Here is a 22,565-nt window from a genome sequence, read left to right as displayed (position 1 = left end):
CATACACGGCAGCCAGCGCGGCCTGCCGACTTTAAAAAAGGGCGATACTATACACCTCCCCCCGCATGGCTGCCATGTTGATATCTGCCGCAGCGCACGTCTGCTGCCACTGGCTATCCTCGGCAAGGGCCTTATAATCGGCCCGCATCACCATTAGCCGGATCTCACCATGTCTGTGACGCCTACTGCCATCAATACCTTGACCGAATTTCTGACTCAGGCTGGCACCCAGTTCCAGCTGTTTGACATGGGCCGCCAGGTGCGGCCACTGGCAAGCGACACCTTTGTGCGCATCGAACAGCAGCAGGAGCCCTATCCCTGGCCGCTGCAACAGCACGCCTGGCTCGGTGTACACTTCTTCCAGCCAAGCGAGTCTCGCCACTACCTCTGGTTCCTCAAGTTTGCCCTCGATGAGCGCGGCCTGCTGATGTCAAACGGCCCCAAGCTGTTCATGGATCAGGTGGTGGAGACCCTGGGCTACAAGCTCACCGGCGATCTGGACGAGGAAAAAGCCCAGCGCTTGGCCGACAATCCCTACACCTTCCGCCCGGCGGAGGCCAAGATGGCCAGTCTGCACGCCAAACTGGCGCGCCAGCTGGAACAGGCCCCTTCTGCCTATTACGATGCCCTCTGCCACTATCTGGCCGCCCCCAACGACACCGGTTGGCAGACTCTGGGGCTGCAGGGCTTTGCCGATCTGGCCGAGCGGCTGCATGATGAGCGCAATCTGGCGCTGATCTGCAAGGCGCTGCCCAAACTGCCGCAGGAACCGCTCTATGCCCTCTGCCAGAGCCTTGAAAACGCCCCGCTGCCACCTGCAGTACAAGGGGCCCTGCTCGAGCGGATCGGCAAGGAGCAGGAGTGCGCCGCCCCCAACCCTGAGACCCTGGCCTACCTCTGCCGCGCCATGTCCTCCTGCCCCGGCAGCACTTTGCGCACCAACAAGCTGCTGACCCTGCTGCAAACCCAGCCGAGCCCTGCGCTGCTGCTCGCCATCGCCGGCCGGCTCTGGCCCGACCTGAAAGATGCCAATCTGCTCAGCCACTATCTGGAACAGCTGGCACTGCAACCGACCCAGTTCTTCAATCAGGTTTTTGCCGAGTTGGTCACTTTACCGGCCCTGCGCAATGATATGCTGGCCAGACTGCGTGACCCCAACCGCAGCGATGCGCTGGGCAAGGCCATCGGCCGTCTGTTTGCCTCGGCCTGATCCCTCGCCCCCCCCTCACGCCACGAGGCAACACGGCGGGAATATAGAAAAGGAGATCGGGAGTGCCGAGCAGGACTCCCGGTTATCGACATCACGATAAGGAAGCCCGCCTATGGGAGAGATGCTCGGAATTTTGTTGCTGATTGCGATTGCCGGCCTGTTCTGGCTGCAACGCCAACAGGCAGAAGTGGCCTGGCAATACATGCGCCGCTACTGCCAGCACCATGACCTGCAACTGCTGTCACTGGCTCGCCATCGGCGGGAGCTGGCACATAATCCCCTGCGGCTGCTGACCCACTATCAGTTTGAATTTTCCAGCGATGGCGAGAGCCACTATCAGGGCACCCTCAAGATGCAGGGGCTGCACATCGTAGGCGTTGATCTGCCACCCCATCGCATCCCCTCTGCCTGATCCCCAATCTCGTCTCTGCGCCCGATGGCTGTGCCTGTCTATAATCTCAGGGATTAAACAAAGGGAGAGACGAGATGGAACCCCTTGTCCACGATCTGCCAGCCCTGTTTGCCCAGCTCGGGATGGCCAACGACGAGCTGAGCCTGCACCGCTTTGTGCACGACCATCACCTCGACAATGAAACCCTGTTGCCGGAGGCCGGTTTCTGGAACGCCGCCCAGGCCAGCTTCCTGCGCGATGCCCTGTGGAACGACTCCGACTGGTGCGAGGCGATCGACCAGCTCGATGTAATGCTGCGCCAGCCCCGCTAAGCCGCCCGCCCCTTTCCTCCCCTGCTGGCTTTGGTTAAGATCCCGCACCGATATCGATCCCCCCTTCTCACCCAGAGCATGCTTATGTCCGCCCACGAGATCATCCGAATTGCCAACGAGCTGGCCACCAAGGGCCTGACACCCACCACCGCCATGATCAAGGCCCGCCTCACCCAGCCTGTGCCGATGGCCGAGCTGCTGAAAGTGCTGAGCCAGTGGAAGCAGCAGCCCGTCGCGACCGCCGAGAGCGAGATCCTGCAAGAGGCAGCCCCCCAGCCAGCGCCGGCGCTCACCCTGCAGCAACTCGCCGAACAGCTCGCACGCATCGAACAGAAGGTGGATCGCCTGACCGACCTGCTCCTTCAGCAGGGGCAAGGCTGAACCATGTATATCGTCGAACTCTGCTTTGAGTGTTACCGCGATACCTCCCTTGGCGACGCCGAGCGTGCTATCGTCAACTACCTCGACATGCTGCGTTATCAGGGCCAGATCCTCGGGCGGGAGTTCCCCACCAGCATGCATGAAGGCTATTTCGTCAGTCGGGTGGTCTGCCCGGAGCAGGATAGCCTGCACCCCGACAACCAGAGCGAGCAAGTCAAACTGGCCGAACAGCAGCTCAATCAGGCGGGGTTGCTAGCGCCCAAACTCCAGCTGCAGGGGGCGGATCTGCTCTCCGACAGCACAGATCCTTGCGGCCAGCAGGGCGAGCGGCCGAGCTGGATGATGCTCTATACCAGCTTCCTGCATACCTGCTCGCCGCTGCGCTGTGGCGACCACTTCGCCCCCATTCCGCTCTACCAACTGCCCGCAGTCGCCAACGGCGATCAGAAACAGATCATCAAGTGGCAGGAGGATTGGGAGGCGTGCGATCAGTTGCAGATGAACGGCTCCATCGCCGAACATGCGGCGCTGCACGAAATCGGCGAAGTGGGCAGCCGCCTCTACCGGCGCGGCAGCGATCTGGCCAAACGGCTGGAAGTGCTGAGCGGCATCCCCACCTACTACTACCTCTATCGGGTGGGCGGGCTGAGCGCCGCCGAGGAGAAGGCGCGCCCCTGCCCCAGCTGTGGCGGTGAGTGGGCGCTGACAGAGCCGCTGCACGAGATCTTCGACTTCAAGTGCGACAGCTGCCGTCTGGTCTCCAACCTCTCCTGGGATTTCAAGGATTAAGCGCGTTCCCTGTACGCGATGCCATAAAAAAGAGCCTTGCCGCATGGCAAGGCTCTTTTCGTTCCGATGGGTAACCTTGGCTCGAGCAGGTGCTATTGCGGCAACGTCTCAAGCCGTTCCAGAAACGCCGGCAAGGAGGGCGCCAACGTCAGACGGCGGCCGGAATCGAGCCACTCCAGCCACACCTGACCACTCTCGTTATCAAGGGAGATGAGCGTCATCTCGTTGCGGGTGGTGGCAATGAAGATGGAGGGGGTTCGTTTTAGCTTGCGCAGCATCAGCAGGTGGCCGATGAGGTTCTCCTTGAGCAGGTCGAGATCCGCGTCGTTCCACGGCAGGATCAGTTCAAGGCGCAGCCCCTTGAAAAGGCAGGGGATGGGGCGGCTTAACCAGTGCCCGAACAGGGCGATAGCGCTGGGATGAATCGTCAGCTCGAGGGCATCGGCCATGGCTGTAAAATCGGCCGGCTCGGAGCGCTGGTGAGGGCGCCAGGCCACCCGGCCATCGGCGGGCTCACCAAGCTGGCAGGGGGAACGCCAGTCCGCCTCCCACTCGCACAGGGGCAGGCCTCGTCTGGCCTCGCCATCCCGTTGCCAGCGGGCAAAAAAGTGCTCCAGGGCAGACAAAACTTGATCCGACATCGAAAATCCCCACAATTGCTGGCAAAGTCCGCTATTGCACCACCAAACCCGGTAACAGACAAGGTTGCCAGCCGACCTAGTGACCCGGGAAACAGAACCCGGGATACAGAGAGGCCGACGCCCAAGCCAAGCGGCTGCAACCATCCGGCCCTGCAATGGCCCGTTTCATTCCACTCATCATGAGCACATTACGTGAGCAACCCTGTGAGCAAACAAGATAGATACGCCGGGGCCAGCGCCCTGACCGGCCTGAGCCTGGGCCAGCAATCCGATTACATTAGCCAGTACACCCCCTCCCTGCTGCAGCCGGTTCCACGTAGCCTGAACCGGGATGATCTCAAGCTGGGCGATGACCTGCCCTTTAGCGGTTGCGATGTCTGGACCCTCTATGAGCTCTCCTGGCTCAATGCCAAGGGCAAGCCGATGGTGGCGGTGGGTGAAGTGGCCATTCCGGCCACCAGTGCGAACCTGATCGAATCCAAATCCTTCAAGCTCTACCTCAACTCCTTCAACCAGACCCGTTGCGACTCTATCGAGGCAGTCGCCGCCATGCTGACCAAGGATCTGAGTGCCTGTGCCGGTGAGACCGTCAAGGTGACCCTGTTCCCCCTCGACAAGGCGCCGCACCAGATTGCCCTGCTGCCCGGCGAGTGCATTGATGAGCAGGATATCGAGGTAGACAATTACGAGTTTGATGCGTCCCTGCTGCAAGGGGCGGCCGGCAGCGAGCAGGTTGAAGAGACTCTGCACAGCCACCTGCTCAAATCCAACTGCCTGGTCACCAGCCAGCCCGACTGGGGCTCCGTGGTAATCCGCTACAAGGGGCCGAAACTCGATCGGGAGAAGCTGCTGCGCTACCTCATCTCGTTCCGCCAACACAACGAGTTCCACGAGCAGTGCATCGAGCGGATCTTTATCGACCTCAAGCACTATTGCCAGCCTGAGCAGTTGACCGTCTATGCACGCTATACCCGCCGCGGCGGCCTCGACATCAACCCGTTCCGCTCCGATTTCGAAGCCGTGCCAACCAACCTGCGTCTGATCCGTCAATAAGAGCAGACGTTGATAAAGGGCTTCCCGGTATCACACCACAGCGCCCTGCTATCTCAACCCTGCTGGCGCCTTGATGCATCCGGCTACAAAGGAGCCTGAGCACACCATCAGTAAACGCTGGACTCGCAGGGGTGGGCTTGGATAACATGCCAACACCTCTGCGCCGTCCTTAATCCAATGAATCAACTGTTTTTTCTGGCTATGATGATGTCTTCTCTGTCCGCTCCAAATCTGGATCTGGACAAGGAGCAACTATCCCTGGATCTGCAACAGGCCCAATCACTGGTGCTGACCGACCCTGCCAGATGTGTTCAGATCACCTCCGCCTTTCTGACGCGTGCGGCCAATAATCCCCAGCAAATCATCAGTAATCGTCAGGAGTTCGGCTATCGCGAGCCTCTGCTCAGCTACAGCACCGTTTCGCAAACCATCGGAGCACACCTGCTTGAAGGGGAGTGCCGAATCCAGCTTGGCCAATATCAAGCTACCCAGCAAACCCTCGACAAGGCGATGGAACTGGCGGAGAGAGAGCGCCAACCCGAACTCAAGGCCCACGCCCTCTATCTCAAAATCCGTAGCCAGGGGCTAAGGCAAGATGGCCAGAACAACAGCCGTATCCTGCTGGAACAATTGGACGAACAGCTGGCCCGTCCCGACCTCAAACAGAGCCAGTTACAGATCTATAGCCGCCTGCAACGCACCAGCTACGAGATTGAAAATCAGCATCTTGAAGACGCCAAGACCCATCTGGCGGATGCAAGGATCTGGGCTGCCAAAGCCACCAATCCTCTTGCCAGCGCCTGGGTCAGCGCCATCAGCGGCGACCTTTATCGTGTGCTGCAACAACCCCAGCTGGCACTGGGTGAATATATCGATGCCCAGCAGCAGGCCAAGAATCTCAACGACCCGCTCTTTCTCGGCTTGCTCTCCAACCAGATAGTCAAACTCTATCAGCAAGAGCAGGAGCCCCAGAAAGCACTGCAATATGCCAATGAAGCGGCCAACTATTTTCACTCCATCGGCAATCCGTCACTGCTATGCGACTCACTTATCGTGCTGGCCCGACTCAACCGCGATCAGGGCGACCTCAATATGGCGCTGGTCTACTTCTTCAATGCGCTGGATTTGCTTGATGAGGGAAGCAGTCGGCCGCAGGCCTCTCTGCTCAAGTACGAGATAGGCAAAACCTATCTGCAAAGCGGTAACCTCTCGCTGGCCGGCAACTACCTCAATGCATCCCGGCAGTCCCACGAGTTGGGCGATGCCAAAGAGCCGCTGATCGATACCCTGCTGTTGCTCGGCGAGCTCTATCTGAAGAAGCATGAGGCGGCCATCGCCATCCTGCAGCTGGAAAATGCCCGGGCACTGGCCAATCAGGTAGGCGACACTCGCCGCCAGTACGAAGTATTCCGCCTGTTGTCACTTGCGTATGAACAGAAGGGATACCTGCACCAGGCCCTCGACAGTTACAAGCGCTTCCATCGTTTGGGAGAAGAGGTTCGCCAGCAGGAAATTGATCAGGAGCAGGCTGCGATCCGCGACAACTATGTCCAGGTTGAACGGGTACAACACATCAAGGAGCTGGAGCAGCAGCTTAACAACAGCCAGCACCAGCAGGAGCGCTATCTCTGGTCGAGCATTACCACCAGCCTGCTGCTGGCGCTCTTTATCTACCTCTTCTTCACCCTCTGGCTAAAATTGCGTACCGCCCGTCTGCAACTGAAACGCACTGGCGAGGCCCTGCTGATCGAACCCCGCTCCGGACTTGCCAACTGGCAGCGGCTGATGAATCGCTGGCCGCGGGAGATGGCAAAACGCCAGCTGAAATCGGAGCGCTGGTATCTGAGCGAAGAGCACAGTGAATTCGATGACAAGCTGCACTATCTGCTGTTCCGGGTACCCTTCCTGGTCAATACGCTGGAGCGCCACGGCTATCAGGCCAGCCGTGAAATCGAGCAGGCGTTCGGCATCTATATGGATACCCTGACCCCGCAAGATGGCCGTATCTATGACTTGCGGGAAGGGCACATGCTGTACGTTGTGCCGCAGCGCCACGTGACCAACCTGCATCAACTTGCGGGAGACCTGCTAACCGCCATCGCCGCCTTCCCTTGCCAATACGAGCTTGATCGCCAGATAAGCCTGGGGATTGTCAGCCACCCCTTCCTGCCCAAGGCGGCGACCGCGCTCGATCACAATGGCCTGTTCGACCTCTGCTATCTCGCCCTGTCGGGAGCCATTCAGCTCAGTGAAAAATACCGGCAAAACGCCTGGTTGGAGCTCGCCGCCATCGATTGCCAGCAGGCTGCATTTTTTAATGGGGATGTGTGGCAATGCGGCTTGATGGCAATTGACAAGGGGCTGGTAAAAGTCAATTCTTCTCATGAAAAGCAATGGGTTAACTGGCCCAGCCTCGCAAGGATGCAAGCGGCTGAAGGCCAGCCGGCAAATAATAGATAACAGACGACACTCAACCTCGGGTTCGGCCACTGTTGCTATCCAACACCAAAAACAATAATGACAACAGGGCGACCTGATAATGAATGACATCGCTGCCGTAGCAGGACAATTGGCCAGGCTCAGGGAATCCCTCCAGCAAAAACAGCTGGAGCTCGACGGCGTTCTCTCCTTTTCCGATGCAGAGCGAGCTCGTGGCATCCAGTTTATCAACAAGCTGATGCTCTCTTGCCGCGGCTTCGATCGCGAGCTGGACAATCGCTTCGCCAAACTCAAGCAGAGACTGGATAGCAATCCCGCATTCACCTCGCTGGATGCAGAGCTACTTGCCATCGAGAAGTTGCTGCAGCAGCACAGCAATGCACTGGAAGAGTCGCTCACCCTGACCCAGGCAGCCATTGATCTTGGCTCAAAACAGCTAAAAACCATCAAGGGCTTCCCGGAAGAGACCCGAAAATCCCTCAAGGAATTTCTGAAAAGCCCCGCCGGCTATGGTATTGCCGATCATCAAAAGAAGGTGATCCGCCTGCTTGAATTCTATCAGCAGGCGATCAAGATCCAGCTGCTGCCAAGCCAGCCACTGTCCGGCTCTTCAGCGCCCCAACAGCAAGAGAGCGAGCCCGGTTGTGAACCCCAACCTGATGTTGAGCCGTTTGACCTCAAAGATCATGCGCGTATCGCAGACGAACTGCAGCGGCTGATCACCGAACTTGATTTCGCCGGTTCAATTGGCGAGAGCCTCGGGGATATCCGCCGTCAACTGCTGATCGGCATCAATCCTGCCATGCTGGCAGAGACCTGTATGCAGGTCATCGAACTTATCATCGAAGGCACCCGCGAGGAGCGCAAAGCCTCCCGCGCCTTTCTCAGCTCCCTCAACGAGAGCCTGTCAGCAGTGCATGTCGGCTTTACCGAATCCCTCGATGAGGGGCGTGCGCTGCAAAACGAAACCCGAGAGACCCGCGAGGCGCTGGTCAACGAGTTGCAGGCGATCGATCACTCCCTGGCCAGCCATAACTCCATCGATGCGCTCAAGCGCGCCATCTCCGGCCATATGGGCGCCATCAACCTGCTGCTGCAGGAGCGTGACAGCACAGCGGCGCGGGAGCGTCACCTGCTTACCCGCCTCTCCACCATGGAGTCCAAGCTGCGCTTGATGAAGGAGGAGACCGCCGAGTACAAGAAGCGGCTGACCATTCAAAAACACAAGCTGTTCCTCGACAGCCTGACCCAGGTACACAACCGGGCCGCCCTCGACGAGCGGCTGGAGCAGGAGTTCAAGCGCTGGCTTCGCTACCGCACTCCGCTCTGCATGGCGATCATCGACATCGATCACTTCAAGAACATCAATGACAACTACGGCCACATGGCCGGCGACAAGGCGTTGAAGGTTGTTGCCAAAGCGCTGCAGAGCGCCCTGCGTGACACTGACTTCATCGCCCGTTTCGGCGGCGAAGAGTTCGTGGTGCTGCTGCCCAATATCAACCCGGACAAGTTCCAGAAGCCGCTGGAAACCCTGCGCCAGACCATCAAGAGCATCCCGTTCCGTTTTCGCGATGCCAAGGTGGAGATCACCATCTCCATCGGCGCAACCCTGTTCAAGGATGGGGACAACCCGTCAGATGTGTTCGAGCGGGCGGACAAGGCGCTCTACCACTCCAAGAACGCAGGTCGGGATCAAGTGACACTGGCCTGAGTTGTGACTAAAAAAACAGCGAACAGTCGTCGCCCTATTTCCCTCCCCCCTCCGTTGCCACTACTATCAAACTCAGGGGATGCAACATGGCATCCCTTTTCTCCCCAGGGAAAAAACACAACGATAACAAGTGAGTAAAGGGGAACCTATGATTACGCACATCAATCCCGTTGGCAGCATGGATTTGCTGTCACAGCTCGAGGTGGATCGCCTCAAGCAGACTGCCTCCAGCGATATCTATCAACTGTTTCGCAACTGCTCGCTGGCGGTGCTCAATTCCGGCAGCCATACCGACAGCTCCAAGGAGATCCTGGAGCGCTTCAAATCATTCGACATTCATGTGATCCGGCGCGAGCGCGGGGTCAAGCTGGAACTGTTCAACGCCCCCGAGCACGCGTTCGTCGATGGAGAGATCATTCGTGGTATTCAGGAGCACCTCTTCTCGGTGCTGCGCGACATTCTCTATGTCTCCAACCAGCTTGAATCGAACCGGCTGGTCAACCTCACCAATTCGACTCATATCTCCAACGTGGTGTTCGCCATCCTGCGCAACGCCAAGGTGATCCTGCCTGGCGCCGATCCCAACCTGATCGTCTGCTGGGGTGGCCACTCCATCAACGAGATCGAGTACCAGTACACCCGCGCCGTGGGCAGCGAGCTGGGCTTGCGTGAGCTGAACATCTGTACCGGTTGCGGCCCGGGAGCCATGGAGGGCCCGATGAAGGGGGCCGCCGTCGGCCATGCCAAACAGCGGGTGCGCAACGGGCGCTACATCGGCCTCACAGAGCCCTCCATTATCGCGGCCGAGCCGCCCAACCCCATCGTCAACGAGCTGGTGATCCTGCCGGATATCGAGAAACGGCTGGAAGCATTCGTGCGTCTGGGCCATGGCATCATCATCTTCCCGGGCGGGGTCGGCACCGCCGAAGAGCTGCTCTATCTGCTCGGCATCATGATGCATCCGGCCAACGAACGACAACCCATGCCCATCATCCTGACCGGCCCGAAAGAGAGTGCCGACTACTTCCGAGCCATCGATGACTTCATCAAGGCGACCCTCGGTGAACCGGCGACCAAGCTCTACCGGATCATTGTTGGCGATGCACCGGAAGTGGCCCGAGTGATGAAGGAGGCGATGCCGAAAATCCGCGAATACCGCAAATCGGTCGGTGATGCCTACTCCTTCAACTGGTCCCTCAAGATTGAGCCGGAGTTCCAGCTCCCCTTCGAACCGGATCACGCCAGCATGGCCAGTCTGGATCTGCACCGCAACCAGCCGCCCCAGTTGCTGGCCGCCAACCTGCGTCGTGCCTTCTCCGGCATCGTCGCCGGCAACGTCAAGGAAGGGGGCATTCGCGCCATCGAGAAGAAGGGCCCCTTCAAGCTGCACGGCGACAAGGAGCTGATGCACCTGATGGACAAGCTGCTGGAGAGCTTCGTCAAGCAGCAGCGGATGAAGCTGCCGGGCAGTCAGTATGTGCCTTGCTACGAAATCGTCCGCTAGGGTACAGATACATCATCGACAGAGGGGCGCATCGGCGCCCCTCTTTATTGGCGCTATGCCTTCCCGACCGCCATCAATCCCCCATAAGGCGAGTGGTTTGTTACAATGGGGCGTCCCGACCGCCAAGAGTGCCCCATGTCAACTATCCGGCCACACCTGCTCATCATCGATGCCCTCAACCTCATTCGCCGTCTGCACGCGGTACAGGCCCAGCAGGCACTGACCCCTGCCCAGGCGCTGGTTGCAACCCGCGCCAACCTTATCAATACCTGCCGCAAGCTGCTGGCCAATAGCGAGCCGACCCATGTCATTGCCGTGTTTGATGGCGAGGTGCATAGCTGGCGCAAGGAGGTCTATCCGGCCTACAAGGAGGGGCGAACTCCCATGCCCCCCGAACTGCGTGAGGGGTTGGCGACCCTGCAGGATGCCTTCTGGGAGTGCGGTGTCGATGCCCTGCTCTCCGAGACCGATGAAGCGGATGACCTTATCGCCACCCTGGCCAGCGGCATCGCCAGCCATGGCCATCAGGCGACCATCATCTCCACCGACAAGGGCTTCTGCCAACTGATCTGCCCGCAGATCCGGGTGCGCGACTACTTCAACAAGCGCTGGCTGGATGCGGCCTTCGTCCAGCAGCAATATGGGGTAGCCCCTGCTCAGCTGGTCGACTTCTGGGCCCTGACCGGTATCAGCGGTTCCAATATCAAGGGGGTTCCGGGGATCGGCCCCAAGACCGCCACCCAGCTGTTGCAACAATATGGCAATCTGGCAGCCATGCTCGAAGCCTGCCAGCAAGAGGACGCTGCCAAGCCACTGATCAAACTGCGCCAACATCAGGATGAGGCCCTGCTGGCCCAGCGACTGGTGCGCTTGCAGCGGGATATTCCGCTGGGATTCAACCTGCGGGACATCCGCTACCCGCCCCAGCCAGACTAAAGTGCCGAACAAAAATGCAGGCAAGGGCGTGAACCATGACGAGACTCACCCTCGCTGTTGATAAAAGTGAGTAGAATGTAAAGGAATGTGGTTGGTTTGCTGAGTAAATGCTATAAAGCAGCCCCATCCTCCCCTATACCCTGGAAGTGGAACCCTCTCATGTCCAAAAGAAAAATTACCGTGATCCCCGGCGACGGCATCGGCCCCAGCATTATTGAATCAGCCATCCAGATCCTGACCCATGCGGGCTGTGATTTTGAGTACGAATACGCTGATGCAGGTCTGGTTGCCCTCGAGAAGCATGGCGAGCTGCTGCCCCAGGCTACCCTGGATCTGATTGAGAAGAACAAGGTGAGCCTGAAAGGGCCATTGACCACACCGGTCGGCGGCGGTTTTACCTCCATCAACGTCTCCCTGCGCAAGAAGTTCAACCTCTACGCCAACGTGCGCCCGGTCATCTCCTTCAAGGGCACCAGAAGCCGTTACGACAACATCGACATCATCACGGTGCGTGAAAACACCGAAGGGATGTACTCGGGTGCAGGTCAGAAGCGCAGTGATGACAACAAGAGTGCCGAGGCGATGAGCATCATCACCCGCGAAGGGGCCGAGCGCATCGTCAAGTTTGCCTTCGAGCTGGCTCGTCAGGAAGGGCGCAAGAAGGTCACCATCATCCACAAGGCGAACATCCTCAAGTCGACCTCCGGCCTGTTCCTCGAAGTAGCCCGTGAAATCGCCAGCCACTACCCGGATATCCAGAGCGAAGAGATGATCGTCGATGCCGCCTGCATGAATCTGGTGATGTACCCGGAGCGTTTCGATGTCATGGTCACCACCAACCTGTTCGGCGACATCCTCTCGGATCTCTGCGCCGGTCTGGTTGGCGGTCTCGGCATGGCGCCCGGCGCCAACATCGGCGATGGCGCTGCCATCTTCGAAGCGGTCCACGGTTCTGCGCCGGACATAGCTGGCAAGAATATCGCCAACCCGACCTCGGTGATCCTCGCCTCCATTCAGATGCTGGAGTACCTCGGCATGCAGGATAAGGCAGAGCAGATCCGCGAGGCGGTACGAGCCACCATCGAATCCGGTGATCGGGTCACCCGCGATCTGGGTGGCACGGCTTCCACCAGCGAATTCACCCAAGCCATCATCGATCGCCTGTAAGCTAACCAATTGATTTTAAAAGGGAGCCTAGGCTCCCTTTTTTATATTTTCGAATCCTTTGCCACTCCCCAAACAGCAACTATGTTCAATAGAGAAGAAGAACAGGGAGTGTTTTTCATGAAGGGATACGGGTGCTATCTGGTTTCGGGTTTGATGCTGGTGTGTGGTGCAGCAAGTGCTTTCGAGCAGGATCAACAGACCCAAACCGCCAAACTGCCACAGCAGGAAAAACGGACTGCCACAGAGGTATGGCGCTCGAGCCTGAATACCAACGACCTACTCAAGGCACCCAAACCCCTGTCGTTTGGTATTGAAGTCTCCACCGACAACTTTGGTAATCAAAAGATCACCTCCTACCCGCAGCTCAATCTGACCCCGGAAAAGAGCGTCAGTCTGTCAGTTGAACGCTTTAGACCCAAGGTCAAGTTCAAGGCTGGCGGAATGAACACCGCCCTCAGGCTGAGAGGAGACGGGATAAAGATGCAATTCAATCCGGTCGACAAAACCATCCCGCTGCAGATAGAGATCAAGGTGACCGACGACGAATCCTCCCTGCGCCTCGATTACCGTTTCTGATATTTTCCGGCAGCCGAATAGCAAAAGGCCGACAGGTTTCCCTGTCGGCCTTGGTATTTATCGTACGGGCAGAACCGCTACATCACGCCTTGGGCTCGAGTTTGGAGACCCAGTACTTGTTGTAAACATGCACGGTGATCTCTTCCCGATCGTGATAGAGCTGCTTGGCCTGGATCACGAACGCGTTGTCGATCTCCTTGAGCATCTCGCGCAGCACCTCGATATTGTGTACCGATTCAGCATAACGCTTCTTCATCGGCAGCTTGAGGTTGAACATCGCCTCCTGGCAGTCGCCCTCACGGAACCAGTCCGCAATCATGTGAACGACCCGCGCCGGTTTATCGACCATGTCGCACACCAGCCAGTAGGTGTTCTTCTTGCTCGGACGCCAGACGAAACCGTCATCCCGGATATGCTTGACCTGGCCGGTATCCATCAAGGATTGGGCCATCATGCCATTGTCGACCGCCGTCACCATCATGCCACGGCGTACCAGCTGATAGGTCCAGCCACCCGGGCAAGCCCCCAGATCCACCGCCTTCATGCCTGAACAGAGACGCACATCCCACTCTTCCCGCGGCACGAAAACGTAAAACGCCTCCTCCAGCTTGAGGCTGGAGCGGCTCGGTGCATCGGCCGGGAAGCGCAAGCGCGGGATCCCCATGTGGAATCCGGAGTTGTTGAACGAATAGGAGTAGCCCAGCAACACATGATCATTGGCCATGAAGAAGGCGTGGAACACCGGACGGTTCGGCGTCTCCTTCTTGGTCAGGATCTCGTTGCTGCGCAGCGCCTGACGCAGCGGCACGGTGAACTTGCGGCAGAAGGCCGACAGCTCTTTCGCTTCGTTGGTATCCGCGGTTTCGACCCGCAGATCACCGCAAATGGTGTAGTCACTCACCGCCTCAAGGATCGGGGAGATCCTGTCCGCGACATCCAGATCCTTCAACTCATGGGTGACCACTAGCATCTGGCGGATGAAGATGAGCTCCCGGAACGGCAGCTTGCGAGCCAGCAGGTCCGCCTGCTCCTCGTCATACAGTTCGAAGATCACATAACCGCTGTCGTCCTTGACCCGGGCGAAACCGTAGCACTGCATGTTACCGGCACGCTCGGTGATCTCTGCAGCCGCCTCTTTCTCAAAACCGGGGCGGCAATAAAGCAGCAGATTATTCATTTTTTCCTCCAAGACGACAGCCAGCCCAGATCAGGGCCGTCCATCCCAACATAAAACAGAGGCCACCGGCCGGGGTAATCAACCCCAGCCCCTTGCTGCCAAGCAGCACCATGGCGTAAATACTGCCGGAGAATCCGATGATCCCCAGCACAAAGGCGGTGCCAGCCAGCTGGATCACCCTGCTGCGCACACCACACCAGCCCAGAACCAGCAGGGCCAATGCGTGAAAAAACTGATATTGCACGGCGGTATTGAACGCCGCCAGACGCTCGGGCGTAATGCCGGTCGCAGCCAATCCATGGGCGCCATAAGCCCCCAGCATGGTGGCCGTCAACCCGAAGAGACCAGCCAGTATCAGCCAATGTCGATGGATCTGCATCCTCACTCTCCCTCTCTCATCGAGGCTGGCAATAAAGCCAACCCTCTCGTGCTATCCATGCCGGGCCACAAAATGGCTGATGGCCGCCGCTGCATGCTGCATATTCTCCTGCTCACTCACGCCACTGGCTTTACGCGGTTTGAAACCATGATCACCATCGGTCAACCAATGGACCGATACGGCGGGTGAGAAGGGGAAATCGGCCAGTTCGGCGCGACTACCGAAGGTATCGCGCTCCCCCTGCAACAGCAGGGTTGGTACTGCAATATGCTTGAGTACCTCGCCTCGCCAGCTGTCGGGCTTGGCCGGAGGGTGGAAAGGATACCCGAGAATGAGCAATCCTGCAGCATTCATCTCACCCTCGCCTTCGCTATACAGTTCCGCCGCCATCCGCCCGCCCATCGACTTGCCCGCCAGAAACAGCCGTGGATGGGCAAACTCACGGATCATGTCGCGCCAATGAGCGAGCAGCACTGGCGCCCTGTCAGGCGGGCGGCGCTTGCCATCCTGTGCACGCTTTGTCATGTAGGGAAAGTTGAAGCGCACCACTTCGATATCCGGCCCGGCCAGCAGGCGTGACAACTCGGCAAGAAAGGGGTGATCCATCCCTGCACCTGCCCCGTGGGCCAGCAAAATGCGAACGGGGGCATCAACTGCCCCCTCGCGGATCACCTCATGCATCGGCGAGCCTTGCCCTGCGACGCGCCTCTTCCTGCTCCACCAGCTCCAGCATCCAGTCGCGGAAGGCAACGATCTTGCCCTGATCCGACTGCTGCTCCTGGCACACCAGATAGAAAGCATTCTTACTCACCAACACCTGCTCGAACGGACAGATGAGGCGACCAGCCTCAATCTCGGGCTGAGCCAGCACGCTGTGACCAAGTGCCACTCCCTGACCGTGGATCGCCGCCTGGATCACCATGGTGGAGTGGCTGAAGATGGGGCCCTGATTGACGTTGGGCGCATCGATGTCGAGCTGGCGGAACCACGCCTTCCAGTCGCGGCGGGAGGTATCGTGCAGCAGGGTATGAAGAGTCAAATCTTGCGGCGTACGCAGCGGTTTGGGCCCGGTCAGCAGCAAGGGGGAACAGACCGGGATCAGGTATTCGGTATGCAGCTTGTCCGAGCGCAGACCCGGCCAGTTGCCGCGCCCGTAGTAGATGGCCACATCCACATCGTCGGTGAGCGACCCTTCGTCAAGGTCGACCGCCTTGATCCGTACATCGATATCAGGATGACGCTCGCTGAACTTGACCAGCCGCGGCACCAGCCACTGGATGGCGAAACTCGGCTGCAAACTGACAGTCAACGCCCCCTTGGCACTGCGGGCCAGCAGCTTGTCGGTCGCCTCAGAGATGGAGGCAAAGATGTCCTTGATATCCAGGAAATAGCCCTGCCCCTCTTCGGTCAGCAACAAGGAGCGGTTTTTGCGGCGGAACAGCTTGATGCCAAGATACTCCTCCAGCGCCTTGATCTGGTGACTGATGGCAGCCTGAGTCACAAACAACTCTTCTGCTGCGCGGGTAAAGCTTAAGTGACGAGCCGCTGCTTCAAAGGCCTTGAGGGCATTGAGCGGGGGTAAACGACGAGACATGACACCAGCCGACGATGAGTTTTTCTAATGGGGCGCATTATAATTTGTCGGTTGCGGGTCGACCAGTGAATAAACATAATTCGCCCAGCAATCAGTCGTCATATGGCTCACATTTTCTACTACGTGTTGGTTTACATGTGTTTTTAGTGAGTCTTTCGACTGCGATTGTGGTGTTGTGTTTCTTCCTCTGCGGGAAGAGGGGCTCAAATCTCACCGGTTTGACCCAGTCTGTCATCTGAATGTGTTTGGCGCCTCCAGCTGGATGGCGCCTTTTTTCATCCCTTCTATACCTTGAACTGCCCCACCAGCTGCTGCTGCTTGTCCGCCAGCGCAGAGAGCTCGCGACCATTTTCGGCGGAGGTCGCCGCCTCGGCCCGAATGGTGTGGCTCACATCGCGAATGTTGCTGACGTTACGGTTGATCTCGTCCGCCACCCGGCTCTGCTCCTGCGCCGCCCGGGCAATCTGCTCGTTCATCTGATGGATGGTGGAGACCGACTGGATAATCTGCTCCAGCACCTGCACAGAGAGATCCACCTTGGCTAGCGTCTCGTCAGCCTGACCATGACCATCGCGGATCGCCTTGACCACGGCGCCGGTACCGGATTGCAGTTGGCTGATCAGGGTCTGGATCTCGACAATCGCATTCTGGGTTCGTCCTGCCAGATTGCGCACCTCATCGGCCACCACGGCAAAACCTCTCCCCTGTTCACCGGCTCGCGCCGCTTCAATGGCCGCATTGAGTGCCAACAGGTTGGTCTGCTCGGCAATCCCCTGGATTACGATAAGGATGTCATTGATGTTGCCGCTGTTGGCCGAGAGATGCTCGGCTACCGGCTGGGCATCATTGATGATGGCCATCAGCTTGCGCATCGCTTCCTGGGTGTCAGCCACCACATACTTGCCCTCTTGCGCTGCAGCGTCAGTGGTGTTGGCAGCCGCCACCGCCGAGCCGGCATTACCGGAGACCTGCAACGCCGTGGCGCTCAGCTCTTCAAATGCCGTCGCCACCAGATCGATCTCCTGATACTGGGCCTGCATGCCACTGCTGGTGCGCTCGGCCACTTGCGCGGCTCGCTCGGCACTGTTGCGCGTACCGGAGACGGTATCAATCACCTGACTGATGGTGGATTGCAACTTGTTGAGGAAGCTGTTGAACCACTTGGCCAGCTCGCCGATTTCGTCTTGCCGCTGGATCTCGATACGCTGGGTCAAATCCCCCTCACCGCTGGCGATATCCTTGAGGCGGGCAACCACGGCGCGGATGGGCGCCACAATCTGGCGCGCCATCAACCAGATAAAACTCAGGGCCACCAGCGAGATCAGCACCCCGATCGACAGTTGCGAGACCACGCTGCGATTGGCCTCACTGGCCAGCTCATCTTGCAGTTGCTGGGCCGAGGCCAGCACTACGGCCCGTGGCAATTCAATGTAGATGCCCCATTTACGGTCGGTGCCACGCATGGAGACCGGGACAAAGGTCTGCAGCAGGGAACCGTCACGGCTCCAGCGAGTCAGCTCTTTACCCTGAGCAAGCCACCCTCGCAATTCACCAGCCAGCTCCTGATTGGTTTGAGCAAGTTTCTCGCCCGGCGTCACGGCGAACTCGTCCGCCCCGGTCACACGCCCATCGTGGCTGACCAACAATATCTTTCCCTTGCCGTCATAGAGCTCCTTGTCCATGGAAGAGACCAGATTCTGCAAGGTGGTCAGAGAGATATCGACACCGACCATCCCCAGCAAGTGCTCTTGCTCCAGCAAGGGCACTGTCACCGAGGTCATCAGTATCTTGTTGTCGCCAACATCATCGAGATAAGGTTCCAGCAGACAGAGGGCCCGGGTACGTATACTGCAGCGATACCATTCGTTTTCAACCCCACCGGCAGCGGTCGGGCTCTCGTCAGTCAGCACATCCTCATTCTGCACCTCGGGCACCAGCTGGCCATTGTCATAGGCCCAATAGCTGGAGAAGCGTCCTTCGTCATTTGAGCCCAGTTCCGTAGAGCCCTGATAGTTGCTGTCCTCCCCATCCAGCTGATCGGGCTCAAATACCGCATAGACGCCGAGCAGGTTGGTCGATGAGGCTGCCGCATCGTGCAATTGCTGATTGATAGCCCCGCGCAGCGCCTCCGAATGAACGAAGTTGTCGGCCGCATTCTTGCGCTGGAACAGCACGCTCTCGGCCAGCAGACTGGCACGAAAATAGGCTTCATCAAGATAGCTGGTCACCTTGGCGGCCTGCTCTGACCCCATCGCTTTCATCCTGTTTTCGGCTGACAGCTGTGCCTCATGCATGGTGGCTTGCCGCACCTGGGACTGCATCTTGCTCGCGTTATAAATAGAGGAGGTGACCAGCGCAGCGGCCGTGACCAGCAGACAGCAACCGGCGATCAGGGTAATCCGTCCCTGGACAGAAAGAGCATTCATGCCAATATTCCTACTTCATGCAGATACAGGTAGATTATCGACTTTATAAACAAAAACTTAACCATCTCATAGCAAATCCAGCGATAGTTGGTTTACTTCTCCCTCCTTCGGTAGCCCGACTACCAGTCCCAGCAGACGTATCGAACGCCCTTGCGCCCGCAGCAGCCCTTCCTTGAGCAGTGGTGTGAACAATGCGGCCTGATAGCCCCCCTGGCTGCGATAGACGGTAGTCTGATGGAAGTCGGCAAATTTGAGTTTAATCCCCTGACCCATCACCTGCTCGGCAGGACACGCCAGCTGAAATCGCCGTTCCAGCTCAGGCAGCAGTTGCTGCAATACCTTCAGACAGGCCTCTTCGTCACAGAGATCGCTTGCCAGGGTGGTCTCCACCCCGATGGTTTTGCGGATCCGGTGCGCCTGCACCGGCTGTTCATCTAGCCCCCAGATACGGGTCGTCAGCATTTCGCCCAGCTTGCCAAAGCGACGGCACAACTCCTCTGCCGACAAGGCTCGGGCATCTTCGCAGGTGTATAGCCCCTGCGCCTCCAGCCGCTCGGCAGTCTTGCGCCCCACCCCGGGCAGTTTGCCGAGTGGCAGCTGACAGACAAATTCGGCCACTTCGTCGGGACGAATGACAAACAGACCATCAGGCTTGCGCTGCTCCGAGGCGAGCTTGGCGAGAAACTTGTTGGGGGCGACCCCGGCCGAAGCGGTCAATCCCAGTTCGGTGACGATGGCTTGCCGGATCTCTTGCGCCATCAGGGTGGCGCTGCCACCACAACAGCGACTATGGGTCACATCGAGGTAAGCCTCATCCAGCGACAGCGGTTCAACCTGATCGGTATAGCGCAGGAAAATGGCCCTGAGCTGACGGGAGATATCCTTGTACACCGCCATTCGCCCCGGGATCAGTACCAGCGGTGGGCAGAGTTTTTTCGCCAGCGCGCTCGGCATGGCGGAGCGCACCCCGAACCGGCGCGCCACATAGTTGCAGGTCGAGATGACACCGCGCAGCTCGGACGCCCCCCCTATCGCAAGCGGAACTTCCCGCAATGCGGGGTTATCCCGCATCTCCACCGCGGCAAAAAAGCAGTCCATGTCGATATGGATGATCTTGCGCATACCACTGTATAAATAAACAGACATGGCATCATCTTACCCCAAGGATAACCGCAGCTCTATCTCTCTCGTTGCGGCTAAAATAGTAGACTCCAAGGAGACCTTTACTACCACAATGACAAGGAGCGTTCGGGATGAAATATCTTTGGTTGGGACTCTGTTTGCTACCGTTGACCGGCATCGGCAAGAACAACCCGACGGCAGAGTGCCGCTGGCTGTACGACCGGATTGAGATACTGGAACAGGCCATCAAGAAAGGAGACAAGCTCGGCACAGAGCAAGAATTGGCACGCTGGAAAACTGAGTACAACAAAAAACAGTGCTCACAGTACGACTACTGAGCCGGACAAGATGGCGTGACCGACAACGGCAGATAACAAACGGGCCCCGATCAAGATGATCGGGGCCCGTTTTTCAAAGCATGACCAGCTTGATTCTGCAGCAGAGTGCGCTCAAGGCAGAACCATAGGGCCAGCGACAGTGGCCGCCACTTCATCCCCACGCAGCACCCGGACCAGTTCAAGCGCAAACTCGATGGCACTGCCCGGCCCCTGGCTGGTGATAAGGCGATGAGCCTCATCCCTGACTACCCGCTCATGTGACAGCTGCGATGTCGGTAGTCGGGGCTGAAAGCCGGGATGACAGGTGACGATGGCACCATCCAGCAGGCCGTGATGTTGCAACACCACCACAGGGGCGGCGCAGATGGCTGCACGCCAGCGGCCAAGAGCGGCCTGCTCTTTGAGCAGATCGATGGCCAGCGGGGTATCGCGGATCACTTCGCTGCCGGGCAAACCGCCAGGCACCACGATGGCTTCAAAGTCCCGATGGGTCAGCTCGCCGATATGACAATCGGCCACCAGCTGTACCCCGCGCGATGCCTTCACCTGCCGAGACCCGGCAGGGCAGCAAGAGGCCAGCACCACCTCGATGCTGGCGCGCACCAGGGTATCGACAATGGCAACCGTCTCTATCTCTTCCGACCCGGGGGCCACCAGCACCAGTACACTCACGTTCGCCTCCTTGCTGCTTGCTCGTAAAAGATCAGACGGCCTGACTCTTCTCTTTAATCGCCTGATAGAGACCCTGATTGACCGGTACGGCAATGCCATGCCGGGCAGCCTTGGCCAGCAGGAAGCCGGTGATGGCCTCAATCTCGGTCTCGCGTCCCAGCTCCATATCCTGATGCATGGAGGAGTAATTGTCAGCGGTCAGTTCCACCACTGTCATCACCCGACGCTGCAACTCCTCTGCCGTGGTTGCAACTCCTTCGGCGCACATCACATCCGCCACCTCCACGCAGATCTGCTGCAGGGCATCGGCAAAACGGGGGCCAGCCAGCTCGCCATTTTTCAGCTTGTAGAGGGCCGTCAGGGGATTGATGGCACAGTTGATGGCCAGCTTTTGCCACTGGCGTGCCACTATCTGCTCATCCCAACCCGCCTGACCCAATGCCTGCGCCAACTCATCTGCCAGTGATGCATGAGCCTTGGCCGCCTCGTTAAATGGCCCCAACCAGGTTTCCCCCTTGCCGGTATGACGGAACACGAAATGGCCCGCTTTCATGGCACCATGGCTGGTCACCCCGGCAATCACCGGGTTATGCGGGAACATCTGGACCACCTTCTCGGCAATCCCCATCCCGTTGTGCAGCAGTACGATCGGCACGCCAGCATCCAGATGGCCAACCAGTGGAGCCAGGGCGCCAACCACCTGACTGGCCTTGGTCATCACCAACAGACGCTGAATTTTTCCCGGCTGGCCGGCAAATGCACGTTCGATATTGAGCAGCTGTACCTGCCCCTCCAGCGAAGTAAAGTCAAATCCGGGGTGCAGGGTAGATTGATGATGCTCACGCAACAAGACTCGGGTGGATTGACCGCTCTGGGTCAGCAGGGAGGCAAAAACGCCGCCGAGAGCTCCGCACCCGAGCAGTGTCCACTTGGGCGCTACAGGTGGCATAACGGGTTGTCGGGAATTTTTTAATCCGCTTGGCATGATGTGACTCTGTCAGGGTAAGGGTTGCAATCCTCTCAACCTGTTACCGGGAATAAATGAAAAATAGCGCGAGCGGACACTAACGGGTCCAACCTTCCTGTGCGCAGGGGATTCTAGCAGAGCACTCCCATCAAAATCAGCAAATTTGCCGTATTTCTGGTAGATTTGGCCCCCGATAACGCAACATGAGGAGCTTCGGCTATGCCGTCATTCGATATTGTCTCTGAAGTCAAAATGAACGAGGTGTTGAACGCAGTCGACAACGCCAATCGTGAACTGGCCACCCGTTTCGATTTTCGTGGGGTAGAAGCCAGCTTCGAGTTGAACAAAGAAGAGGTAAAGCTGGAAGCCGATGCCGATTTCCAGCTCAAGCAGATGGTCGAAATCCTGCGCGGTGCCCTGCTCAAGCGCAACATCGAAAACAGCTCCATGGAAGTGGGTGACTCCGTTCACTCCGGCAAACGCTTCCACCTGACCGTCAAGTTCAAACAGGGGATCGAGAAAGAGATCGCCAAGAAGCTGGTCAAGCTGATCAAGGACTCCAAGATCAAGGTACAGGTCGCCATCCAGGGTGATGAAGTACGTGTCACCGGCAAGAAGCGTGACGATCTGCAAGAGACCATGGCACTGGTCCGTGGCGCCGACCTGGGCCAACCGATGCAGTTTCAGAATTTCCGCGACTGATGATGGGAGAGAAGGGCTCTCCCTTCTCCTCTTCTTTAATCGTCCGAGCATAAAA

Annotated in this window: 23 protein-coding genes; 14 read left to right on the top strand and 9 right to left on the bottom strand. The window is 58.3% G+C overall.

The window, feature by feature from the left end:
• Window positions 1-169 precede the first annotated feature (169 nt).
• The 5 genes from G5221_RS15930 (at window position 170) to G5221_RS15910 (ending at window position 3,103) form a co-directional block, all read left to right on the top strand.
• On the top strand, window positions 170-1,210 hold the full coding sequence (locus tag G5221_RS15930; RefSeq protein ID WP_421205924.1) for a DUF3549 family protein: 1,041 nt from the start codon (window positions 170-172) through the stop codon (window positions 1,208-1,210).
• 112 nt (window positions 1,211-1,322) lie between these two features.
• The gene (locus tag G5221_RS15925; protein WP_139409987.1) at window positions 1,323-1,622 is read left to right on the top strand and encodes a DUF3301 domain-containing protein; all 300 of its coding nucleotides are present in this window, start codon (window positions 1,323-1,325) and stop codon (window positions 1,620-1,622) included.
• A gap of 74 nt (window positions 1,623-1,696) precedes the next feature.
• Window positions 1,697-1,933: a DUF2789 family protein gene (locus tag G5221_RS15920; protein WP_005338602.1), complete on the top strand. Its 237-nt coding sequence runs from the start codon at window positions 1,697-1,699 to the stop codon at window positions 1,931-1,933.
• 84 nt (window positions 1,934-2,017) lie between these two features.
• On the top strand, window positions 2,018-2,314 hold the full coding sequence (locus tag G5221_RS15915) for a hypothetical protein (RefSeq protein WP_227341185.1): 297 nt from the start codon (window positions 2,018-2,020) through the stop codon (window positions 2,312-2,314).
• A gap of 3 nt (window positions 2,315-2,317) precedes the next feature.
• A complete protein-coding gene (locus G5221_RS15910; RefSeq protein WP_227341186.1) occupies window positions 2,318-3,103 on the top strand; it encodes a Zn-ribbon-containing protein in 786 nt (261 codons plus the stop codon).
• A gap of 92 nt (window positions 3,104-3,195) precedes the next feature.
• Here G5221_RS15910 and syd read toward each other — a convergent pair whose 3' ends face one another.
• Entirely contained in the window at window positions 3,196-3,744 is a 549-nt protein-coding gene (gene syd, locus G5221_RS15905; RefSeq protein ID WP_101530793.1) for a SecY-interacting protein, read from the bottom strand.
• Between the two features lie 204 nt (window positions 3,745-3,948).
• On the opposite strand from syd, the gene queF reads away from it, so the two are divergent.
• The 7 genes from queF (at window position 3,949) to G5221_RS15870 (ending at window position 13,133) form a co-directional block, all read left to right on the top strand.
• The gene (gene queF / locus G5221_RS15900) at window positions 3,949-4,797 is read left to right on the top strand and encodes an NADPH-dependent 7-cyano-7-deazaguanine reductase QueF (RefSeq protein WP_101530823.1); all 849 of its coding nucleotides are present in this window, start codon (window positions 3,949-3,951) and stop codon (window positions 4,795-4,797) included.
• A gap of 177 nt (window positions 4,798-4,974) precedes the next feature.
• Window positions 4,975-7,257 (top strand): hypothetical protein, encoded by a 2,283-nt coding sequence (locus G5221_RS15895; RefSeq protein WP_421222323.1) that lies wholly within the window; start codon window positions 4,975-4,977, stop codon window positions 7,255-7,257.
• Between the two features lie 79 nt (window positions 7,258-7,336).
• The gene (locus G5221_RS15890) at window positions 7,337-8,950 is read left to right on the top strand and encodes a GGDEF domain-containing protein (protein WP_227341190.1); all 1,614 of its coding nucleotides are present in this window, start codon (window positions 7,337-7,339) and stop codon (window positions 8,948-8,950) included.
• A 148-nt stretch (window positions 8,951-9,098) separates the two neighbouring features.
• Window positions 9,099-10,454: a nucleotide 5'-monophosphate nucleosidase PpnN gene (gene ppnN / locus G5221_RS15885; protein ID WP_019445906.1), complete on the top strand. Its 1,356-nt coding sequence runs from the start codon at window positions 9,099-9,101 to the stop codon at window positions 10,452-10,454.
• A gap of 135 nt (window positions 10,455-10,589) precedes the next feature.
• Window positions 10,590-11,390: a flap endonuclease Xni gene (gene xni / locus G5221_RS15880; protein ID WP_110303307.1), complete on the top strand. Its 801-nt coding sequence runs from the start codon at window positions 10,590-10,592 to the stop codon at window positions 11,388-11,390.
• Window positions 11,391-11,549: 159 nt separating this feature from the next.
• Window positions 11,550-12,557 (top strand): isocitrate dehydrogenase, encoded by a 1,008-nt coding sequence (locus tag G5221_RS15875; RefSeq protein WP_421263558.1) that lies wholly within the window; start codon window positions 11,550-11,552, stop codon window positions 12,555-12,557.
• Between the two features lie 117 nt (window positions 12,558-12,674).
• Window positions 12,675-13,133: a hypothetical protein gene (locus G5221_RS15870; RefSeq protein ID WP_136501476.1), complete on the top strand. Its 459-nt coding sequence runs from the start codon at window positions 12,675-12,677 to the stop codon at window positions 13,131-13,133.
• Between the two features lie 82 nt (window positions 13,134-13,215).
• Here G5221_RS15870 and rlmM read toward each other — a convergent pair whose 3' ends face one another.
• The 6 genes from rlmM to dinB form a co-directional block, all read right to left on the bottom strand.
• Entirely contained in the window at window positions 13,216-14,310 is a 1,095-nt protein-coding gene (gene rlmM, locus G5221_RS15865) for a 23S rRNA (cytidine(2498)-2'-O)-methyltransferase RlmM (protein WP_005338617.1), read from the bottom strand.
• On the bottom strand, window positions 14,303-14,689 hold the full coding sequence (locus tag G5221_RS15860) for a DUF423 domain-containing protein (protein WP_227341194.1): 387 nt from the start codon (window positions 14,687-14,689) through the stop codon (window positions 14,303-14,305). Before G5221_RS15860 ends, rlmM begins: the two co-directional genes overlap by 8 nt.
• Window positions 14,690-14,740: 51 nt before the next feature.
• On the bottom strand, window positions 14,741-15,370 hold the full coding sequence (locus G5221_RS15855) for an alpha/beta family hydrolase (protein WP_227341196.1): 630 nt from the start codon (window positions 15,368-15,370) through the stop codon (window positions 14,741-14,743).
• On the bottom strand, window positions 15,363-16,283 hold the full coding sequence (locus tag G5221_RS15850) for a transcriptional regulator GcvA (RefSeq protein ID WP_005338622.1): 921 nt from the start codon (window positions 16,281-16,283) through the stop codon (window positions 15,363-15,365). Before G5221_RS15850 ends, G5221_RS15855 begins: the two co-directional genes overlap by 8 nt.
• A gap of 284 nt (window positions 16,284-16,567) precedes the next feature.
• Window positions 16,568-18,709, bottom strand: a complete 2,142-nt coding sequence (locus G5221_RS15845; RefSeq protein WP_227341198.1) for a methyl-accepting chemotaxis protein — start codon at window positions 18,707-18,709, stop codon at window positions 16,568-16,570.
• 66 nt (window positions 18,710-18,775) lie between these two features.
• The gene (dinB, locus tag G5221_RS15840) at window positions 18,776-19,831 is read right to left on the bottom strand and encodes a DNA polymerase IV (protein WP_227343092.1); all 1,056 of its coding nucleotides are present in this window, start codon (window positions 19,829-19,831) and stop codon (window positions 18,776-18,778) included.
• 131 nt (window positions 19,832-19,962) lie between these two features.
• Here dinB and G5221_RS15835 point away from each other — a divergent pair, with 131 nt between their 5' ends.
• Window positions 19,963-20,169 carry a hypothetical protein gene (locus tag G5221_RS15835; protein WP_005338629.1) on the top strand — a complete coding sequence of 69 codons (207 nt, stop codon included), beginning with the start codon at window positions 19,963-19,965 and terminating at the stop codon, window positions 20,167-20,169.
• A 111-nt stretch (window positions 20,170-20,280) separates the two neighbouring features.
• Here the strand turns inward: G5221_RS15835 and G5221_RS15830 are convergent, their stop codons facing one another.
• Both G5221_RS15830 and G5221_RS15825 read right to left on the bottom strand, forming a co-directional pair.
• Entirely contained in the window at window positions 20,281-20,841 is a 561-nt protein-coding gene (locus tag G5221_RS15830; RefSeq protein ID WP_227341200.1) for a DJ-1 family glyoxalase III, read from the bottom strand.
• Between the two features lie 31 nt (window positions 20,842-20,872).
• Window positions 20,873-21,826 carry a ketopantoate reductase family protein gene (locus G5221_RS15825; protein ID WP_227341202.1) on the bottom strand — a complete coding sequence of 318 codons (954 nt, stop codon included), beginning with the start codon at window positions 21,824-21,826 and terminating at the stop codon, window positions 20,873-20,875.
• A 201-nt stretch (window positions 21,827-22,027) separates the two neighbouring features.
• Between G5221_RS15825 and G5221_RS15820 the strand changes: the two genes are divergently transcribed.
• On the top strand, window positions 22,028-22,510 hold the full coding sequence (locus G5221_RS15820; protein WP_216951900.1) for a YajQ family cyclic di-GMP-binding protein: 483 nt from the start codon (window positions 22,028-22,030) through the stop codon (window positions 22,508-22,510).
• Window positions 22,511-22,565: the final 55 nt, after the last annotated feature.

It is taken from the genome of Aeromonas sp. 602200 (assembly GCF_049173895.1).
In the GTDB taxonomy this organism is placed as follows: Bacteria; Pseudomonadota; Gammaproteobacteria; order Enterobacterales; family Aeromonadaceae; genus Aeromonas; species Aeromonas veronii_A.
Note: the sequence above shows the minus strand (reverse complement) of the source record. Positions and strands in the feature narration are given on the sequence as shown.

Bases quoted from the DNA above. Each gene is read 5' to 3' on its own strand.
- G5221_RS15870 (WP_136501476.1), top strand. From the start codon at position 12,675: ATGAAGGGATACGGGTGCTATCTGGTTTCGGGTTTGATGCTGGTGTGT.
- syd (WP_101530793.1), bottom strand. From the start codon at position 3,744: ATGTCGGATCAAGTTTTGTCTGCCCTGGAGCACTTTTTTGCCCGCTGG.
- dinB (WP_227343092.1), bottom strand. From the start codon at position 19,831: ATGCGCAAGATCATCCATATCGACATGGACTGCTTTTTTGCCGCGGTG.
- G5221_RS15860 (WP_227341194.1), bottom strand. From the start codon at position 14,689: ATGCAGATCCATCGACATTGGCTGATACTGGCTGGTCTCTTCGGGTTG.
- G5221_RS15915 (WP_227341185.1), top strand. From the start codon at position 2,018: ATGTCCGCCCACGAGATCATCCGAATTGCCAACGAGCTGGCCACCAAG.
- G5221_RS15930 (WP_421205924.1), top strand. From the start codon at position 170: ATGTCTGTGACGCCTACTGCCATCAATACCTTGACCGAATTTCTGACT.
- ppnN (WP_019445906.1), top strand. From the start codon at position 9,099: ATGATTACGCACATCAATCCCGTTGGCAGCATGGATTTGCTGTCACAG.
- G5221_RS15835 (WP_005338629.1), top strand. From the start codon at position 19,963: ATGAAATATCTTTGGTTGGGACTCTGTTTGCTACCGTTGACCGGCATC.
- rlmM (WP_005338617.1), bottom strand. From the start codon at position 14,310: ATGAATAATCTGCTGCTTTATTGCCGCCCCGGTTTTGAGAAAGAGGCG.
- xni (WP_110303307.1), top strand. From the start codon at position 10,590: ATGTCAACTATCCGGCCACACCTGCTCATCATCGATGCCCTCAACCTC.
- G5221_RS15925 (WP_139409987.1), top strand. From the start codon at position 1,323: ATGGGAGAGATGCTCGGAATTTTGTTGCTGATTGCGATTGCCGGCCTG.
- G5221_RS15850 (WP_005338622.1), bottom strand. From the start codon at position 16,283: ATGTCTCGTCGTTTACCCCCGCTCAATGCCCTCAAGGCCTTTGAAGCA.
- G5221_RS15820 (WP_216951900.1), top strand. From the start codon at position 22,028: ATGCCGTCATTCGATATTGTCTCTGAAGTCAAAATGAACGAGGTGTTG.
- G5221_RS15895 (WP_421222323.1), top strand. From the start codon at position 4,975: ATGAATCAACTGTTTTTTCTGGCTATGATGATGTCTTCTCTGTCCGCT.
- G5221_RS15855 (WP_227341196.1), bottom strand. From the start codon at position 15,370: ATGCATGAGGTGATCCGCGAGGGGGCAGTTGATGCCCCCGTTCGCATT.
- G5221_RS15910 (WP_227341186.1), top strand. From the start codon at position 2,318: ATGTATATCGTCGAACTCTGCTTTGAGTGTTACCGCGATACCTCCCTT.
- G5221_RS15920 (WP_005338602.1), top strand. From the start codon at position 1,697: ATGGAACCCCTTGTCCACGATCTGCCAGCCCTGTTTGCCCAGCTCGGG.
- G5221_RS15890 (WP_227341190.1), top strand. From the start codon at position 7,337: ATGAATGACATCGCTGCCGTAGCAGGACAATTGGCCAGGCTCAGGGAA.
- G5221_RS15845 (WP_227341198.1), bottom strand. From the start codon at position 18,709: ATGAATGCTCTTTCTGTCCAGGGACGGATTACCCTGATCGCCGGTTGC.
- G5221_RS15875 (WP_421263558.1), top strand. From the start codon at position 11,550: ATGTCCAAAAGAAAAATTACCGTGATCCCCGGCGACGGCATCGGCCCC.
- G5221_RS15825 (WP_227341202.1), bottom strand. From the start codon at position 21,826: ATGCCAAGCGGATTAAAAAATTCCCGACAACCCGTTATGCCACCTGTA.